The organism is Burkholderia cenocepacia (assembly GCF_900446215.1).
Taxonomy (GTDB): Bacteria; Pseudomonadota; Gammaproteobacteria; order Burkholderiales; family Burkholderiaceae; genus Burkholderia; species Burkholderia cenocepacia.
In genome coordinates this window covers 986,483-1,002,228 of sequence record NZ_UAQZ01000001.1, presented here as the reverse complement: position 1 = coordinate 1,002,228, position 15,746 = coordinate 986,483, and the positions used below count along the sequence as shown (strand labels likewise).

Annotated in this window: 19 protein-coding genes; 7 read left to right on the top strand and 12 right to left on the bottom strand. The window is 67.1% G+C overall.

Translation table 11 applies throughout. From position 1 onward, the window contains the following. The first annotated feature begins 20 nt into the window (after nucleotides 1-20). Entirely contained in the window at nucleotides 21-449 is a 429-nt protein-coding gene (locus DTA15_RS04715) for a PRC-barrel domain-containing protein (protein ID WP_006485034.1), read from the top strand. Nucleotides 450-505: 56 nt separating this feature from the next. On the opposite strand, the gene DTA15_RS04710 is transcribed toward DTA15_RS04715, so the two are convergent. The 8 genes from DTA15_RS04710 to dapF all read right to left on the bottom strand — a co-directional run bounded on the left by DTA15_RS04710 (nucleotide 506) and on the right by dapF (nucleotide 6,765). Continuing rightward, complete coding sequence (locus DTA15_RS04710) at nucleotides 506-1,258, bottom strand: SDR family NAD(P)-dependent oxidoreductase (RefSeq protein ID WP_006485028.1); 753 nt, start codon at nucleotides 1,256-1,258, stop codon at nucleotides 506-508. 40 nt (nucleotides 1,259-1,298) lie between these two features. Beyond that, nucleotides 1,299-1,814, bottom strand: a complete 516-nt coding sequence (locus DTA15_RS04705) for an Ohr family peroxiredoxin (RefSeq protein ID WP_006485024.1) — start codon at nucleotides 1,812-1,814, stop codon at nucleotides 1,299-1,301. A 25-nt stretch (nucleotides 1,815-1,839) separates the two neighbouring features. Next, nucleotides 1,840-2,595 (bottom strand): SDR family oxidoreductase, encoded by a 756-nt coding sequence (locus DTA15_RS04700; protein WP_012493629.1) that lies wholly within the window; start codon nucleotides 2,593-2,595, stop codon nucleotides 1,840-1,842. Nucleotides 2,596-2,800: 205 nt separating this feature from the next. After that, nucleotides 2,801-3,805, bottom strand: coding sequence for a LysR family transcriptional regulator (locus DTA15_RS04695; protein ID WP_006485021.1), 1,005 nt, complete (start codon nucleotides 3,803-3,805; stop codon nucleotides 2,801-2,803). 111 nt (nucleotides 3,806-3,916) lie between these two features. Beyond that, a complete protein-coding gene (locus tag DTA15_RS04690) occupies nucleotides 3,917-4,321 on the bottom strand; it encodes a cupin domain-containing protein (RefSeq protein WP_006485044.1) in 405 nt (134 codons plus the stop codon). A 76-nt stretch (nucleotides 4,322-4,397) separates the two neighbouring features. Further along, entirely contained in the window at nucleotides 4,398-4,877 is a 480-nt protein-coding gene (locus DTA15_RS04685; RefSeq protein WP_006485066.1) for a carboxymuconolactone decarboxylase family protein, read from the bottom strand. Between the two features lie 194 nt (nucleotides 4,878-5,071). Then, nucleotides 5,072-5,956, bottom strand: a complete 885-nt coding sequence (locus DTA15_RS04680; protein ID WP_006485031.1) for an RNA polymerase sigma-70 factor — start codon at nucleotides 5,954-5,956, stop codon at nucleotides 5,072-5,074. Further along, nucleotides 5,953-6,765 carry a diaminopimelate epimerase gene (gene dapF, locus DTA15_RS04675; protein ID WP_006485041.1) on the bottom strand — a complete coding sequence of 271 codons (813 nt, stop codon included), beginning with the start codon at nucleotides 6,763-6,765 and terminating at the stop codon, nucleotides 5,953-5,955. Before dapF ends, DTA15_RS04680 begins: the two co-directional genes overlap by 4 nt. Nucleotides 6,766-7,033: 268 nt before the next feature. Here dapF and DTA15_RS04670 point away from each other — a divergent pair, with 268 nt between their 5' ends. The 3 genes from DTA15_RS04670 (at nucleotide 7,034) to trhA (ending at nucleotide 10,160) form a co-directional block, all read left to right on the top strand. Next, complete coding sequence (locus DTA15_RS04670) at nucleotides 7,034-9,112, top strand: carbon starvation CstA family protein (protein WP_006485014.1); 2,079 nt, start codon at nucleotides 7,034-7,036, stop codon at nucleotides 9,110-9,112. A 12-nt stretch (nucleotides 9,113-9,124) separates the two neighbouring features. After that, the gene (locus DTA15_RS04665; protein WP_006480280.1) at nucleotides 9,125-9,331 is read left to right on the top strand and encodes a YbdD/YjiX family protein; all 207 of its coding nucleotides are present in this window, start codon (nucleotides 9,125-9,127) and stop codon (nucleotides 9,329-9,331) included. Nucleotides 9,332-9,539: 208 nt separating this feature from the next. Next, entirely contained in the window at nucleotides 9,540-10,160 is a 621-nt protein-coding gene (trhA, locus tag DTA15_RS04660; RefSeq protein ID WP_006485015.1) for a PAQR family membrane homeostasis protein TrhA, read from the top strand. Between the two features lie 60 nt (nucleotides 10,161-10,220). Here the strand turns inward: trhA and DTA15_RS04655 are convergent, their stop codons facing one another. After that, on the bottom strand, nucleotides 10,221-10,646 hold the full coding sequence (locus tag DTA15_RS04655; RefSeq protein ID WP_006485036.1) for a nuclear transport factor 2 family protein: 426 nt from the start codon (nucleotides 10,644-10,646) through the stop codon (nucleotides 10,221-10,223). 118 nt (nucleotides 10,647-10,764) lie between these two features. Then, nucleotides 10,765-11,118, bottom strand: a complete 354-nt coding sequence (locus DTA15_RS04650; RefSeq protein WP_006485027.1) for a DOPA 4,5-dioxygenase family protein — start codon at nucleotides 11,116-11,118, stop codon at nucleotides 10,765-10,767. A gap of 489 nt (nucleotides 11,119-11,607) precedes the next feature. Here DTA15_RS04650 and DTA15_RS04645 point away from each other — a divergent pair, with 489 nt between their 5' ends. The 3 genes from DTA15_RS04645 (at nucleotide 11,608) to DTA15_RS04630 (ending at nucleotide 13,115) form a co-directional block, all read left to right on the top strand. Next, nucleotides 11,608-11,985 (top strand): hypothetical protein, encoded by a 378-nt coding sequence (locus DTA15_RS04645; RefSeq protein ID WP_006485009.1) that lies wholly within the window; start codon nucleotides 11,608-11,610, stop codon nucleotides 11,983-11,985. Between the two features lie 223 nt (nucleotides 11,986-12,208). After that, nucleotides 12,209-12,688, top strand: coding sequence for a hypothetical protein (locus DTA15_RS04635; RefSeq protein WP_006485040.1), 480 nt, complete (start codon nucleotides 12,209-12,211; stop codon nucleotides 12,686-12,688). Between the two features lie 166 nt (nucleotides 12,689-12,854). After that, nucleotides 12,855-13,115 carry a hypothetical protein gene (locus DTA15_RS04630; protein ID WP_006485063.1) on the top strand — a complete coding sequence of 87 codons (261 nt, stop codon included), beginning with the start codon at nucleotides 12,855-12,857 and terminating at the stop codon, nucleotides 13,113-13,115. 157 nt (nucleotides 13,116-13,272) lie between these two features. Here the strand turns inward: DTA15_RS04630 and hpnH are convergent, their stop codons facing one another. Together hpnH and ispH are read right to left on the bottom strand one after the other, a co-directional pair. After that, nucleotides 13,273-14,433 carry an adenosyl-hopene transferase HpnH gene (gene hpnH, locus DTA15_RS04625; RefSeq protein WP_006480287.1) on the bottom strand — a complete coding sequence of 387 codons (1,161 nt, stop codon included), beginning with the start codon at nucleotides 14,431-14,433 and terminating at the stop codon, nucleotides 13,273-13,275. Between the two features lie 12 nt (nucleotides 14,434-14,445). Next, nucleotides 14,446-15,387, bottom strand: a complete 942-nt coding sequence (gene ispH, locus DTA15_RS04620) for a 4-hydroxy-3-methylbut-2-enyl diphosphate reductase (protein WP_006485062.1) — start codon at nucleotides 15,385-15,387, stop codon at nucleotides 14,446-14,448. Between the last annotated feature and the right edge of the window lie 359 nt (nucleotides 15,388-15,746).

Sequence of the window (15,746 nt, the reverse complement as noted above, 5' to 3'; positions counted from 1 at the left end):
CGAACCGGAGTGCAACGCATATGAAGTTCTACAAGACCCTCATCGCAGCAACCGTCCTCGCGTCGAGCGTCAGCGCGCATGCGCAGATCGCGGGCGCGCAGCCCATCAGCGTGACCGTCGAGCAATCGCAGGCGCTGCTCGAAGGCTGGAGCGTGAAGAAGAGCGTGCTCGGCAAGACCGTCTACAACGACGAAAACCAGAAAGTCGGCAAGGTGCGCGACCTGATCGTCGCGCCGGACGGCTCGGTGTCGGCCGCGATCGTGTCGGCCGGCGGCTTCCTCGGCGTGGCCGCGCACGACGTCGCGGTGCCGATCGCGTCGCTCGACGTGCGCAACGGCAACATCTACCTGCCGGGCGCGACGAAGGAGGCGCTGAAGGCCACGCCGGCGTTCCAGTACGCGAAGGTGCCGTCGCCGCCGAAGCCGAAGAAGCTCGACGAAAAGCACTGATTTGCCCCTTCGCGCGGCACGCGTCGTACGTCGCGTGCCGCGCGTTCTCGCGACGGTCAGGTTGCGTCGAGCCCGCCGTCGACCGTGATCACCTGCCCCGTCATCCATGCCGCCAGCGGCGACGCGAGCGACACGATCCAGTTCGCGACGTCCGCGGGCTCGCCGCGCCGGCCAAGCGGAATGCGCGTGCGCTCCTGCGCCTTGATTGCTTCGATGTCGGGCGCCGACAGCTTCATCCGTTCCGACAGGAAGTCCGTTTCCGTCGGGCCCGCCGCGACGGCGTTCACGCGTACGCCCGCCGATGCGAGCTCGAGCGCCCAGCAGCGCGTCAGATGCTCGAGCGCGGCCTTGCTCGCTGCATAGTGCGACAGCAGCGCCGCAGCCTTGTGTCCGAACGTGCTCGACACGTTGACGATGCTGCCGCGGGCTGCTTTCAGATGCGGCAATGCGGCGGTCGCGAGCATCGACGGTCCGAGCGTATTGACTGAAAAGATCGCGCTGATCGCTTCGAAGGTCGCCGACCCGAGCGGCAGGATTGCACCTGCGCCCGCATTGTTGACCAGCACATCGAGCCGCCCCGCGAGTGCGACCGCTTCGTCGATCGTGCGCGCGGCATCGGCCGGATCGCCGGCGTCCGCGACCACGTAGTCGATACCGGGCGCGCTGCGCGCGGCGGCGGACAGCGCATCTTCGCGGCGGCCCGTGATGACGACGCGCGCACCTTCGCGTGCGAACGCGACGGCCGCTGCCAGCCCGATGCCGGCGCCGCCGCCGGTAATGAGGACCACCTTGTTGTCGAATGACTGCATGACTTTCTCGTGAAGATGATGGGTTGAACGTGCGTGCCGTTTAGCGTTCGTGCGCATCGTCCGTCGGCGCCAGCGCCACCACGTGGCTGATCCCTTCGTGCGCCATCTTCGTATACGGACTGAAACGCTCGGTGTTGCGGACGAGTTCTTCCGCCACCGCGCGTTCGACGCCCGGCAGCCGCACGCGAATGTTCGCGTTCAGCATGAACAGTCCGTCCATCGGATCGCGGCAGAAGTCGATCGATGCGGACACCGAGGCACCGGCGATCGACACCCCCGCCCGTGCGGCCAGCAGGCTCAGCGCGCCATGAAAGCACGCCGCATAGCTGGCGGCGAACAACTGCTCCGGATTGGGGCCGTCGCCGGGGCCGCCGAGCGCGGACGGCAGGCGCAGCTCGACATCGAGCCGCCCGTCGTCGGAACGCGCGACGCCCGATGCGCGGCCGTGCTCCGCCGCGCCGCCCGTGACGGTCACGGTCGTCGAGTACAGCGTCTGCGGTTCTCGTCCGCGATACCGGTCGAGCAGCGAGAGCGGCGGCGGGCGCAGCGGCGTCATGGCGTGCAGGATCCGGCGGTGGCGTTCAGCGCGCGAGCGCGTTCTGCCGGAACCACGCGTCGAAGGTCGTCGCGCCGAGGCGCGCACCGGCTGCCGGCACGAGCGTGTCGTCCTGCAGCACCGCGCCGAAGTAGTCGGCGCTGGCGTCGCGCGTCACCGTGCGCGCGTCGTGCGTCGCCGACAGGAAACGCTCGACCAGATCGGCGATCCGCACGCGCTCGGGGCCGCCGATTTCGGCGATGCCGTTGCGCGGCGCGTCGAGCGCGAAGTCGGTCACGGCGGCCGCGACGTCGTCCGATGCGATCGGCTGGAAGTGCGCGGTGGTCAACCGGACCGTATCGCCCTGCGCGCCGGCCTGCGCGATCGCGCCGACGAATTCGAAGAACTGCGTCGAGCGCACGATCGTGTACGGCACGCCTGCTTCGCGGATCAGGTTTTCCTGGATGATCTTGCCGCGGAAATATGCGCTCTGCTGCAGCCGGTCGGTGCCGACCACCGACAGCGCGACGTGATGGCGCACGCCGGCCGCGCGCTCCGCGGCGAACAGGTTGCGCCCCGACGCCTCGAAGAACGCCTTCACGGCCGCTTCCTCGAACGACGGCGAATTCGCGAGATCGACCACGACCTCCGCGCCGGCCAGCGCGTCGTCCAGTCCCGCCCCGGTGATCGTATCGACGCCGGTCGACGGCGCCGCCGCCACCGCGTCGTGGCCGCGTGCGATCAGGTTCCTGACGACCTTGCTGCCGATGAGGCCGGTACCACCAATCACGACGATTTTCACGATTGCTCTCCTTGAACGGGCGCGCGACATGCGCGCCGCTTGAATCTGCCGAAACCGGCGCTCATCGCGTTCGCGCGATCGGGCCCGGACCTCGCCGAACGGCGCCTTGCCGGATCCGGATGCGTGTCGAACAGCCCGCATCGTAGGCATGCGCCGCCCGATCCGGTAGGGTCCGGCAGGCCCTCACCGTGTTGTCGTGCATGCATCAATCGACGGTCTCCAGCGGCGCCATCGTCGTCATCGTCGTCAGGCACTGCAGGTCGCGCGCACGCGTCTGTTCGATCATGTAGTCGATGAACACGCGGATGCGCGTGGGCAGGTGCTTGCGGCTCAGGTAACAGAGATAGTGGCCGCCGTCGTCCGGCGCGTGCTGGCCGAGACAGCTCACCAGCCGGCCGTCGGCGAGCAGGTCGCACACCTGGTACGCGGGCAGTTGCGCGATGCCGAGGCCGTCGAGCGCCGCGCGCACGACGAGATCGATGTCGTTGAACGTGTGATGCGCGGCGAGCTGGCGCTGCTGCGTCAGCCCGTCGATCCTGAATTCCCATTCCGTCACGCGGCCCGATGCGGTGCACAGGTTGATGCAGCGATGTCGCGCGAGGTCGTCGACGTGGCGCGGCAGGCCGTGCCGGTGCGCGTACGACGGCGACGCGCAGACGATCATCTGCATCGGAATCAGCCGGCGCGCGACGATCGCGCTGTCCTCCATGCGGCCGTCGCGAAACGCGACGTCGATGCGGTCGGCGGAGAAATCGGCCGGCCGGTCGTTCAACAGCAGGTCGAGCGTGATGTCCGGATAGCGCGCATGGAAATCGCGCAACAGCGGCGCGACGACCTTGCGGCCGAAGCCGGGCGTCGAGCCGATGCGCAGGTGCCCGCTCGGCGGGCCGCTGCGCAGCTCGCGCATGTCCTCGAGCGCCTGCGCCAGGTGCTCGATGCCGGGCCGGCAGTTTTCGTAGAAGAGCTCGCCTTCACGCGTCAGCGACATGCTGCGGGTCGTGCGCTGGAACAGGCGGGCGTCGAGCCGGTCCTCGAGCCGTTGCACGTGGCGGCTGACCGACGAGCGGCCGACGCCGAGGCGATCGGCCGCGCGTGCGAAGCTGCCCTCGGTGACGACGGCGAGGAACGTGACCACGCCGGCATAGCAGGTCGAGAAGCTGCGCGCGAACGGATCGTCGGCATCGGGGCGGCGAATGGAGGTGTCGGGCATGGGGGCGCTGGAATCGTGGTGTCCGTATGCGACTAGACGGTTCAGCGCTGCCGCCTGTGACACCGCCCGCCGCATTTTTTCAAAAAAAGGGCGCGGCGGCGTGCGAGCCGGTTATTTTTCCGGCACGAGCACGGGCGCGCCCTTGTCCTTCAACAGCAGCACGATGAACTTCGCGGGCCGCGTCCGGCTCGCGTTGCGTCCGACCGTGTGCAGATCGTTCGGGCCCTCGTAGAAGGTCTGGCCCGGTTTCAGCGTGACGGGCTCGCCGCCCTTCACCTGCATCACGATCGAACCCTCGACGACATAGACGAACGCGTCGGCGTGGTGGCGATGGACCGGGTCGACCGCGCCGGGTGGATACTCGACCGAGATCATCAGGGCTTCCTTGCCCGGGTACGCGTCGAGCGGCTTCGTCATCAGCGGCGTGACGATGGCCGAGGGCGCCGCTCGGGCGACGCCGGTCGCGGCGCCCGCGACGACGAGCGCGGCCGCGAGCACGTGTTTCATGCGAATCATGGTGGTGGCTTCCGGTGGGCCGCCGGCCGACGGCCGGCAGCGAGGGAGGGGCGTGGCCTGCCGTCGGGCGCGGCCGTCAGGCGAGATTGGCCTTGTCGAGACCGAAGGCCTTGTCGGACGAGCCCGGCACGGTCCGGAACGCGACATTCGCGCGGTTCCAGCCGTTGATCGCCATCACTTCGAACGTCAGGTCCGACAATTCCTTTTCCGAGAGCTGGCCGCGCACGCGGTCGTAGAGGTCGTCCGGCACGCCGTGCGCGGGCAGTGTCGTCAGTGCTTCGGTCCACGCGAGCGCGGCCCGCTCGCGCGGCGAGAAGAGCGTCGATTCGCGCCACGTCGCAAGATGATGCAGGCGCAGCTCGCGCTCGCCGTGGATGCGCGCCTCCTTCACGTGCATGTCGAGGCAGAACGCGCAGCCGTTGATCTGCGACGCCCGGACGGACACGAGATCGCGGATCGATTCCTCGATCGCGCTGTTGCGCAGCAGGTTGCTGAGTTCGAGGAATTTCCGGAACAGCTCGGGCGACTGTTGAATGTAGTTGAGACGCTGCGTCATGATTTCTCCTGGCGACGAAGAGGCTGGCCCGCGTTGCGCGGGCGTCGTGGGCGGCAGGGCGCCGCGCGAAATCATCTTAGGAGTGTGCACCGGGGCGCGGTAGCCACGTACAGGGACGCATCGTGTTGCGCGCGCTGCACCAATCCGGGCTCGGCGGCGAGCGCGGCCGGCGCCGGCGCGCGGCGATGCGCGGGTCAGCCGGCGGCGCAGGCGCTCGCGATCCGGGCGAGCTTCTCCGGGTTGCGCTGCACGAGAATCTGGCCGATGCGCGTGCCGTCGGTGTCGAACGACATCGCCGATTCGAGTTGTCCGTCGATGAAGCGCAGCATCGCCCACTCGCCGTTCAGCACGACCGGCCGCATTTCGACGCCGCTGCCGCAGCGCAACCACGTCGCATAGAACAGTTGAGCGATGCGCCGGCCGCCGACCATCGGTTTCGGGAAGCTCTGGACGTGGCCGCCGCCGTCGCCGATCAGCATCGCGTCTTCGGCGAGCAACGCCTGGATCGACGGGAAGTCGCCTTGCGCGAGCGCATGCGTGAACGTCTGCAGCAGCCGGCGATGCGTTTCATGCGGCACCGCATGCCGCGGCGGGGTGTCGTCGCGCAGCCGCGCGCGGGCCCGGCTGACGAGCTGCCGGCACGCGGCTTCGGTCTTGCCGATCGCGTCGGCGATCCGGTCGTAGTCGAATTCGAAGACTTCGTGCAGCAGGAACGCCGCGCGCGCTTCCGGCGTCAACCGTTCGAGCAACAGCAGGTACGCGACCGATACGTCGCTCGCGCGCTCCGTCATTTCCTCGGGCGTCGCGGGCGATTCGCCGAGCTCCGGTTCGGGCAGCCAGATACCCGTGTAGTGCTCGCGCCGGATCTTCGCCGCGCGCAGGCGATCGATCGACGTGCGCGTCGTGACCGCGACGAGCCACGCCTCGGCGTTCTCGATGCTGTCGCGCGCCGCGTCGTGCCAGCGCAGCCACACGTCCTGCACGATGTCCTCGGCATCCGCGACGGAGCCGAGCATCCGGTACGCGATCTTCTGCAGGCGCGGGCGCAGCGCGTGGAAGGTTTGTGCGTCGTCGGTCATGACGGCCACACTCCGCTGAAGCCGGCCGTCACGGGCCCGCTCAGGAACACGCTGCCGGCGCCGTCCCAGTGAACGGCGACGTCGCCGCCGTCGCAGGTCACCCGCACGGTATCGTCGAGCAGCCCGCGCCGGATGCCGTTGACCACCGCGCCGCACGAGCACGAACCGGAGCCGAGCGGCACGCCGCCGCCGCGTTCCCAGATGCGCAGGCGAATGTGCGTGCGATCGATGACCCGCACGAAATGGACGTTGGTTTTCTGCGGAAACAGCGGATGTGCTTCGATCGCCTGGCCGAGTGCGGCGACGTCGAGCGTGTCGGGATCGTCGACGAAGAACGTGCAGTGCGGATTGCCCATGCTGCAGGCGGCCGGCGTGCCCGGCAGCGGCAGCGCGAGCGTGTCGGCGGCTTCGGCGAAGGGTATGTCCTGCCAGCCGAGCCGCGGCGCGCCCATCTCGACCTTGATCAGCCCGTCCGCATCCTGCGAACAGTGCAGGCGGCCGCGATTCGTGCGCAGCACGATCGACGCCGCGCCGGTTTCCCGCATCAGCTTCCATGCGACGCCGCGCGTCGCGCTGCCGCAGGTATCGAGCGCCGAGCCGTCGGGGTTCCAGAACGCGACGCGCGCGGCCGCGTCGTCGCCGTCCGAGATCACCGCGAGCTGGTTGAAGCCGATGCCGCGATGCCGATCGCCCATGCGCTGCACGAGGTCGCCGTCGACGGGATGCGCGCGATCGTGTTTCCGACCGCGCAGGTCGACGATGACGAAGTCATCGCCATTCGCGTTCATCTTCTGAAATGCGATCGGCATGGCGGTTCCGGAATGGAGGCAGACAAATACTGTACGTGGCTCGCGGGTCGCGGGCAATCGTCGCCCGATGGCGCGCACGCGCCAACGATCTACGTAATTCTACGTAGATCGTCATACGTAGTTGTCCGCTTGTAAGCGGCCCCCGTCGCGCGGAATACTACGGCCCATCGCCGCAGTCTCCGCGAGGCTGCGGCACGACGCATCGACGTCACGCGGGTTCGGCCCTCGCCGCATCCACTCAAAAACACATTGGAGACCAGGAGACGCCATGAATCGGGCTTCCAGTACCCTGCTCTGGATCGCGGTCGCGCTACTCGGCGCGTTCGCATTCGGCACGATCGCACTCGCGCACGGCGAGCGCGTCAGTGCCCTCTGGATCGTGATCGCCGCAGTCTGCGTGTATCTGATCGCGTATCGCTTCTACAGCCGTTTCATCGCCAGCAAGGTCATGCAGCTCGACGGGCTGCGGATGACGCCGGCGGTCAAGTACAACGACGGCCTCGACTACGTGCCGACCAACAAGTACGTGCTGTTCGGCCATCACTTCGCCGCGATCGCCGGCGCCGGGCCGCTGGTCGGCCCCGTGCTCGCCGCGCAGATGGGCTACACGCCCGGCATGCTGTGGATCCTGGCCGGCGTCGTGTTCGCCGGCGCGGTGCAGGACTTCATCGTGCTGTTCATCTCGACGCGCCGCGACGGCCGTTCGCTCGGCGATCTCGTCAAGATGGAGCTCGGCACGGTGCCCGGCGTGATCGCGCTGTTCGGCGCGTTCCTGATCATGGTGATCATCCTCGCGGTGCTCGCGCTGATCGTCGTGAAGGCGCTGACCAATTCGCCGTGGGGCACGTTCACCGTCGCCGCGACGATTCCGATCGCGCTGTTCATGGGCGTCTACACGCGCTACATCCGTCCGGGCCGCATCGGCGAAGTGTCGATCATCGGCTTCGTGCTGCTGATGGCGTCGATCGCGTTCGGCCAGCAGGTGCACGATTCGCCGACGCTCGCCGCGTGGTTCACGTTCAGCGGCACGCAGCTCACGTGGATCCTGATCGGCTACGGCTTCGTCGCGTCGGTGCTGCCGGTGTGGCTGCTGCTCGCGCCGCGCGACTACCTGTCGACGTTCCTGAAGATCGGCACGATCCTCGGCCTCGCGATCGGCATCCTGGTCGTCGCACCGGAACTGAAGATGCCCGCGCTGACGAAGTTCGTCGACGGCACGGGCCCGGTGTGGTCGGGCAACCTGTTCCCGTTCCTGTTCATCACGATCGCGTGCGGCGCGGTGTCGGGCTTCCACGCGCTGATCTCGTCGGGTACGACGCCGAAGCTGATCGACAACGAAACCAACGCGCGCTTCATCGGTTACGGCGCGATGCTGATGGAATCGTTCGTCGCGATCATGGCGCTGGTCGCCGCGTGCGTGATCGAGCCGGGCATCTACTTCGCGATGAACGCGCCGGCCGCCGTGCTCGGCTCGACGCCGGAAGCGGTCGCCAACACCGTCACGCAATGGGGCTTCGTGCTGACGCCCGACATGCTGACGCAGACCGCGAAGGCCGTCGGCGAAACGACGATCATCGCGCGGGCGGGCGGCGCACCGACGCTGGCCGTCGGCATGGCGCACATCCTGCACCAGGTGATCGGCGGCGAAGCGATGATGGCGTTCTGGTATCACTTCGCGATCCTGTTCGAGGCACTGTTCATCCTGACGGCCGTCGATGCCGGCACGCGCGCGGGCCGCTTCATGCTGCAGGATCTGCTCGGCACGTTCCACCCGGCGCTCAAGCGCACCGAATCGCTGCCGGCGAACCTCGTCGCCACCGCGCTGTGCGTGGCTGCGTGGGGTTACTTCCTGTACCAGGGCGTGGTCGATCCGCTCGGCGGCATCAACACGCTGTGGCCGCTGTTCGGCATCTCGAACCAGATGCTCGCCGCGATCGCGCTGGTGCTCGGCACCGTCGTGCTGTTCAAGATGAAGCGCGAGCGCTATGCGTGGGTGACGATCGTGCCGACCGTCTGGCTGCTGATCTGCACGCTGACGGCCGGCTGGCAGAAGATTTTCGACGCGAACCCGAAGGTCAGCTTCCTCGCGCACGCCGCGAAGCTGCAGGCCGCGGTGGACGAAGGCAAGGTCCTCGCGCCGGCGAAGTCGATCGCGCAGATGAAGCGGATCATCTTCAACGACTACATCGATGCGGCGCTGGCCGGGTTGTTCATCTTCGTCGTCGTGGCGATCGCGGTGTACGGCGTGATCGCCGTGCTGCGCGCGCGCCGCGAGTCGAAGCCGACCGTGCGTGAGACGCCGTACGAAGCGATGCCGGCCGCGCAGGCGCTCGGCAGCGGACGTTAAGGGAAGGCCGCGATGTTCAGCGATCTTGGCAGCGACCTGCGCAGCGCGGGGCGTTACCTCGGGCAGGCGTTGCGGCTGATGGTCGGCCTGCCCGACTACGATACCTACGTCGCGCACATGCGCGAAACCCATCCGGACCGCGAGCCGATGACGTACGAGGAATTCTTCCGCGAGCGTCAGAATGCGCGCTACGGGTCGGGTGCCGGGAAGTGTTGCTGAACCGGGCCGTTGCAATCACCTGACGAATCGGTTCGGTGATCGAAAGGGAAGCGCCGCGACGAATGTCGCGGCGCTTTTTCTTTGGCGGGCCGGCGGCGCGCCTCGCACGGCGCGCGCCAGCCGTTTGCCCGGGCGCAGCACGGCGATATCCGGCCGCCGGTATCATAGGGCTCCCTCTTTTCCCGATGGCCCCGCAGGAGAACACGTCGTGCATGCCGGTGAGCGTTTCAACAGCATTTCCCATCTCGTCGGCGCGGTGCTGTCGGTGGCCGGCCTCGTCGCGCTCGTGACGATGGGCGCGCTCGAAGGCGACCCGTACAAGGTGGTGAGCTTCAGCGTGTACGGCGCGATGCTGATCCTGCTCTACGCGATCTCGACCGCGTATCACAGCGTGCGCAACCCGCGCCTGAAGGCGATCCTGCAGAAATGCGACCATTCGGCGATCTACCTGCTGATCGCCGGCAGCTACACGCCGTTCACGCTGGTCACGCTGCGCGGCCCGTGGGGCTGGTCGCTGTTCGGCGTGAGCTGGGGGCTCGCCGTGTTCGGCATCGTGCAGGAACTGACGCTCGGGCGCCGCACGCGCCTGCTGTCGATGATCCTGTACGTGCTGATGGGCTGGCTCGCGCTTGTCGCCGTGCGTCCGCTGATCCATGCGCTGCCGCCGATCGGCACCACATGGCTCGTGGCCGGCGGCTTGATCTACAGCGCGGGGATCTACTTCTTCATCAACGACGAACGCATTCGCCACGGCCACGGCATCTGGCACCTTTTCGTGCTGGCCGGCAGCCTGTGCCAGTTCGTCAGTGTCGCGATGTATGTCGCGTGAGCGGCACGGGGCGTCGAGCGGGTGACGCCGCGTGCGTGGCGCGTCGGCCGGAGTAAGGCGCTACCGACGCGCGGCGCCGCGCAGCGCGCTGAACCCGACCCATCCCCAGTACACGCGATGATGCGCGATCAGCCCGTCGCGCAGATCCATCACTTCGACGAGATCCACCTGATCGCCGTCCGGCGTTGCGCGCGGGTATTCCCAGACGAGCTGACGGCCATTCGAGAAGAACAGCCCGGTCCGGTACCAGCGCCCGAGCGGGTTGTCCGGATTGCGCAGGCCGGCCGCGAAGAATGCGCCGATCGCGGCCTTGCCGTGCAGCACGCCGGAGCCGTGCGCGGGCAGCGTGGCGACGACGAGCGGGGTTTCGAGCACCGCGTCGTCGGCATACAGCGACATCAGCGCGTCGAGGTCGCGGGCGATGACGGCGGCGTGCCAGTCTTCATGGATGCGCCGGGCGTCGGCATCGGTGTCTGCGGGTGTCATGGCGGAATTCCGGAAGTCGATCACGGAAACCACTGTACGGGCGTACCGTCGCGAGACGTTTCACGTCGCCCCGAAACGTGGATGCCGCGCCGCGGCGAACGCGGTCGGACGTCGGCCCTCAGCCGGCCAGCGCGTCGAGATTGAGCGCATACGACTTGCCGATCCACACCGCGCAATCGCGATGGTCGCGCAGTTCGTCGTGCGTATTCGGATGCAGGAAGATGTCGAGCGCGCCGTGGTTCAGCACGAGCCACGGCACGATGTCGTCGAATCGGGTGGCGTCGAACGCGATCTGGTACGACCAGGCCGGATGCGGGCCGACGAGGCGTTCGTGAAAGCGGCCGAGTTCGATGACCGCGCCGAACCGCGCGTCGACGACCTGGCGAAACGCCCAGGCCGCGTCGCGGCTCGCCGCATCGAAATAGACGTGCGCGTGCCAGCTGTCGATGGCGGTAATGTCGAGGGCAGCCATGGAGGGACTCGATTGAAAAGGGGAATGCGTGAGATGCCGTGCGAAACGACCGATGCGTGATTATCGCGCGTCCTCGCCGCTTGCGTCGTGTCTCGATCCGGCAAGTCGATGCGGATGATTTGTCCTGCATCAGGAGAATCGGCCGATCCGCTGAAATCGTTTCGGCGCGATCCGCGTGCGCGATATCACGCCGGAGCCTTGCGGGCAGGCGCGCTGGCCGGCATCGCACCGGCAACACGTCATTTCGAAAATTGAAAGAGCGGCGTGAGCGCCCCACCGGATCGTCGGTAAAAATCCGATCAGGTCATTGAATGAAATAAAGAAATTCCATGCCGGCGGGATTCGCGAATGACGCGGTGCGCACGCCGAATGCCGCACCTGAAAATAACAATTGCGGATTCGGCTATTCAAGCGGGATGCGGCCCGACATACGATGATTTCAACGCATCGATGATGGATCGATGCGGAGACAACCATCTGGAGGCCATTATGCGATCCCTCGTTCCCGTTGCTGTTCTTTCCTGCGCACTGGTTGCGCTGCCTGCCGTCGGTTTTGCGCAGTCGATCGGCGCTGGCGACACCCCGCATGCCGCGCCGTTGACCTGGTCGGCGGCGCGTGCCGAGACCGATGTGCAGTTGATGCAGATGACGCGCGCGGGCTATCGCGCGACGACGGCCGGCAACCAGAACTATCCGCTCGCGATGCAGCGCGCCCTCGCGCGCGTGAACAACCCGATGCCCGACCGGTGGCGCGACGAGAAGGCCGCGATGGAAGCGCGGGCGGCCCGCGACGCGCAGACCGGCCATCCGGTGAAGGCGTTCTTCGTGAAAACCGCGTACTACCTGAAGGGCGAGAACACGTTTTGATGCAGGAGACGATCATGGCATGCCCCAACCGATTGTCCGGCGTGTGGCGTGTGTCGGCGATACGCAGGCTGCCGGAAGCGGGTTCGACGCGACGGCGCGCCGATGTGCACGGCATGCGACGCCGGGCGAACACCCTGCGCGACGCGGGCCGCGGCGCCGTCGTGTGCCGTGGCGCGTGGCCGGGATCGGCGAAGGGCGACGTGTCCGCGAGCGGGGGCGAATCATGAAGGCTGCCCGAAAAGGTCGTCGCCATCCGCCATTGACGCGCGAATGGCTGCTGCCGCTGCCGCCCGCGCATGCCCGCGACATCTCGCTGAAATGCCATATGGCGCTGGTCGCGCTGCGCGGCGAGCACGGGAGCGAAACGCTGCTGATGCGGCTGCGCACGAGCGTGTATCTGGTGTTCCTCGCGCTCGACGATGCGGTCTCTCCCGACGCGACCATCGACCTGTGCGTCGACGCGGAGCGCGTGCTGGACGCGAGCGTGGCGCGCGCCGCGCAAAGCGGGGCATGGACGCTGCACGACGACGAATGCGCGGTACTCGAACGCGTGCTCGCCGCGAACGACGCGTGCGTCGCGACGCTCACGCGGCATCGGCTGGCCGAGCTGTGGCGTCATGTCTGCACGTTCGCCTCTGCCGAACAGCCGGGGCTCGTCGCGCAGGCCGCGGCGAAGATGCGGGAGCCGGCCGTTCTGCATTGAGTGGCTGCCCACGGGCCGTGTTTCATACGCGTCCGATTCCATCGCGCGGCCGCGCGCCGTCTAATGCCATGACTGGAACCCGGCGTGTCCGGACGACGATCCATCCTCGCGTTTGCGACGAGCATGCGTGTCGGCGCGAACGCATTCGTTTCGGTCAGGAGGAGCGATGGCGCTATACAGGAGCGGCGGCTACTTCACGTGCGGAAGTGGCCGCGCATTCAGCGAGAATCTGCCGCCGGGCAGCAAGGTGACGGTGGCGGGCATCTATCGATGCACCGTATGCGGCGACGAAATCGGCATTGCGAAAGCGCAGACGTTGCCGTCCGAGGAAGCGCATCCGCACGATCTCGATCCGCCGTCCGACCCGCTGCTCGATCCGGGCCCGACCGCCTGGCAACTGATCGCCGCGGCGGAGTCGCGCAGCTAGGCAACCGACGCTCGGCCTCGCACGCAGGCGCGCAAGCGCTGCGCGTCACACGGCGTCCGTCAAAACAAAAAGCGCCACGGAGCGAATGAACTCCGTGGCGCTTTTTCGATTCCAGCCGCTGCGAAGGCGCGAACCTTCTCGCGGCGCAACGCGCGACTTAAGCGGCCGTTGCCGACTTCGCCGGCTTCTGCAGCTTGCCCTTGCCGGCGCGCTGGATTTCCTCGAGCTTGATCTCGACGTGGCGCGAGAACACGTACTCGGCCGGACGCTGCTTCGCGATCGAGATGTCCGGTGCGAACGGGCCGTCGGTCTTGATGCCCTTGCGGCTCACGCGCAGCGCCTTCAGCGGGTTCGAGATCGTGTCCATCACGGCCGTCGCCTCGAAGCCGCAGTGGACCATGCAGTCCGCGCACTTCTCGTAGTTGCCGACGCCGTAGTTGTCCCACTCCGTCGTTTCCATCAGTTCCTTGAAGGTCTTCACGTAACCTTCGCCGACCAGGTAGCACGGCTTCTGCCAGCCGAACACCGTACGCGCCGGATTGCCCCACGGCGTGCACTTGTACGTCTGGTTGCCGGCCAGGAAGTCGAGGAACAGCGACGACTGGCTGAACGACCAGCGCTTGCCGCCTTCGCCGCGCTTCAGGATTTCGCGGAACAGGTTCTTCGTCTTGTCGCGGTTCAGGAAGTGCTGCTGATCCGGCGCGCGCTCGTACGCGTAGCCCGGCGACACGGTGATGCCGTCGACGCCGATCGGGCCCAGCGTGTCGAAGAACTTCGCGACGCGCTCGGGGATCGCATCGTTGAACAGCGTGCAGTTGATGTTCACGCGGAAGCCGCGGCGCTTCGCTTCCTTGATCGCCGCGACCGCCTTGTCGTACACGCCTTCCTGCGACACGGAATGGTCGTGCATGTCCTTGTCGCCGTCGAGGTGGACCGACCAGACGAAATACGGGCTCGGCTGGTAGTCGTCCATCTTCTTTTCCATCAAGAGCGCGTTCGTGCACAGGTACACGAACTTCTTGCGCTTCATGATGCCCTTGACGATTTCCGGCATTTCCTTGTGGAGCAGCGGCTCGCCGCCGGCGATCGACACGACGGGCGCGCCGCACTCGTCGACGGCCTGCAGGCATTCCTCGACGGACAGGCGCTGGTTCAGGATCGGATCCGGATAATCGATCTTGCCGCAGCCGTTGCACGCGAGGTTGCAGCGGAACAGCGGCTCGAGCATCAGCGCGAGCGGATAGCGTTTGTTGCCGGACAGGTGCTGGCGCACGATGTAGGCGCCGACACGGACTTGCTGGAGCAGCGGAATAGACAAGGGATGTCCTCCTTAAACTTCGCGGGCGACAGCTTGCGTGAGCTTCGCCGGCAACTTGAATTCGACTTTTTCTTCACGGCCCGCCATCGTCGCGACATCGACGGGCCCCAGCGCGCGCAGCGCGCTGATTACATCCTCGACCATCTCTTCGGGCGCCGACGCGCCGGCGGTCAGGCCGACCGTCTGCACGCCCGCGAACCATTCGGCCTTCACTTCCGAGCCGTCGGCGACGAGATAGCTCGGCACACCGCTTTCGGTGCCGATCTCGCGCAGGCGGTTCGAGTTCGAGCTGTTCGTCGCACCGACGACGAGCAGCACGTCAACCTGTTCGCTCAGCTCGCGCACGGCGGCCTGGCGATTCTGCGTGGCATAGCAGATGTCGCGCGTGTCCGGGCCGACGAGGTCGGTGAACCGGCGCTGCAGCGCTTCGATGATGCCGCGCGTGTCGTCGACCGACAGCGTGGTCTGCGTGATGTACGCGACCGGCGTATCGACGGGCAGCGTCAGCGTATCGACTTCGGCTTCGCTCTGCACGAGGATCACCTCGGCCGGAATCTGGCCGATCGTGCCCTCGACTTCCGGGTGGCCCGCATGGCCGATCAGGATCAGCCGGCGGCCCGCCGCGACGTACTGGCGCCCCTGCACGTGCACTTTCGTGACGAGCGGGCAGGTTGCGTCGAGCACGTCGAGCCCGCGCGTCTGCGCGTCGCGCTCGACCGTCTGGGCGACACCGTGCGCGCTGAAGATCGCGACAGCGCCGTGCGGCACCTCGTCGAGCTCCTCAACGAATCGTGCCCCTTTATTACGCAGATTTTCGACGACATGCCGGTTATGCACGATCTCGTGACGCACATAGACCGGCGCACCGTGCTGTTGCAGCGCGCGATCGACGATCTCGATCGCACGGACAACCCCCGCACAAAAGCCGCGGGGCTGGGCAAGGATGACTCGCATAGGTGAGCGAACTCCGACGACAGACGCCGGGGTTCGAGGAGCTGGCACTCGCTCGCTCGCCCCGGCTTGATGTTATGAAGGCAGGAACGAACCGGCCGGCCAGGCCCCGGAACCCCGAATTAATCGCGCATTTTAACCCTATCGGGCCGTCCGTGCTTTGGTGCTGTGTCGGCACCGTTGCAATTGCGGGAGAGCCGCGTCGGCGCTGGCGGGCGCGGAACCCAGTAAACTACGCGGTTTCGCGGGCGGCCGCTCCGGCTGCCCGGCGTCGCGCTCATTTCAAGGCCATTCGATGACCGTCGATTCTTACGCGTATTGCCCTTCCGCCCGTGCGGTTTCGGGCGTTTTGTTCCTGACCC

What these genes read in the sequence shown, in the direction of transcription:
- DTA15_RS04645 (WP_006485009.1), top strand. Translation starts at nt 11,608, where the DNA reads ATGCGATCCCTCGTTCCCGTTGCTGTTCTTTCCTGCGCACTGGTTGCG.
- DTA15_RS04665 (WP_006480280.1), top strand. Translation starts at nt 9,125, where the DNA reads ATGTTCAGCGATCTTGGCAGCGACCTGCGCAGCGCGGGGCGTTACCTC.
- DTA15_RS04705 (WP_006485024.1), bottom strand. Translation starts at nt 1,814, where the DNA reads ATGACGCCGCTGCGCCCGCCGCCGCTCTCGCTGCTCGACCGGTATCGC.
- DTA15_RS04710 (WP_006485028.1), bottom strand. Translation starts at nt 1,258, where the DNA reads ATGCAGTCATTCGACAACAAGGTGGTCCTCATTACCGGCGGCGGCGCC.
- dapF (WP_006485041.1), bottom strand. Translation starts at nt 6,765, where the DNA reads ATGCCGATCGCATTTCAGAAGATGAACGCGAATGGCGATGACTTCGTC.
- DTA15_RS04715 (WP_006485034.1), top strand. Translation starts at nt 21, where the DNA reads ATGAAGTTCTACAAGACCCTCATCGCAGCAACCGTCCTCGCGTCGAGC.
- DTA15_RS04650 (WP_006485027.1), bottom strand. Translation starts at nt 11,118, where the DNA reads ATGGCTGCCCTCGACATTACCGCCATCGACAGCTGGCACGCGCACGTC.
- DTA15_RS04690 (WP_006485044.1), bottom strand. Translation starts at nt 4,321, where the DNA reads ATGATTCGCATGAAACACGTGCTCGCGGCCGCGCTCGTCGTCGCGGGC.
- DTA15_RS04670 (WP_006485014.1), top strand. Translation starts at nt 7,034, where the DNA reads ATGAATCGGGCTTCCAGTACCCTGCTCTGGATCGCGGTCGCGCTACTC.
- DTA15_RS04695 (WP_006485021.1), bottom strand. Translation starts at nt 3,805, where the DNA reads ATGCCCGACACCTCCATTCGCCGCCCCGATGCCGACGATCCGTTCGCG.
- DTA15_RS04655 (WP_006485036.1), bottom strand. Translation starts at nt 10,646, where the DNA reads ATGACACCCGCAGACACCGATGCCGACGCCCGGCGCATCCATGAAGAC.
- ispH (WP_006485062.1), bottom strand. Translation starts at nt 15,387, where the DNA reads ATGCGAGTCATCCTTGCCCAGCCCCGCGGCTTTTGTGCGGGGGTTGTC.
- DTA15_RS04630 (WP_006485063.1), top strand. Translation starts at nt 12,855, where the DNA reads ATGGCGCTATACAGGAGCGGCGGCTACTTCACGTGCGGAAGTGGCCGC.
- DTA15_RS04680 (WP_006485031.1), bottom strand. Translation starts at nt 5,956, where the DNA reads ATGACCGACGACGCACAAACCTTCCACGCGCTGCGCCCGCGCCTGCAG.
- DTA15_RS04685 (WP_006485066.1), bottom strand. Translation starts at nt 4,877, where the DNA reads ATGACGCAGCGTCTCAACTACATTCAACAGTCGCCCGAGCTGTTCCGG.
- DTA15_RS04635 (WP_006485040.1), top strand. Translation starts at nt 12,209, where the DNA reads ATGAAGGCTGCCCGAAAAGGTCGTCGCCATCCGCCATTGACGCGCGAA.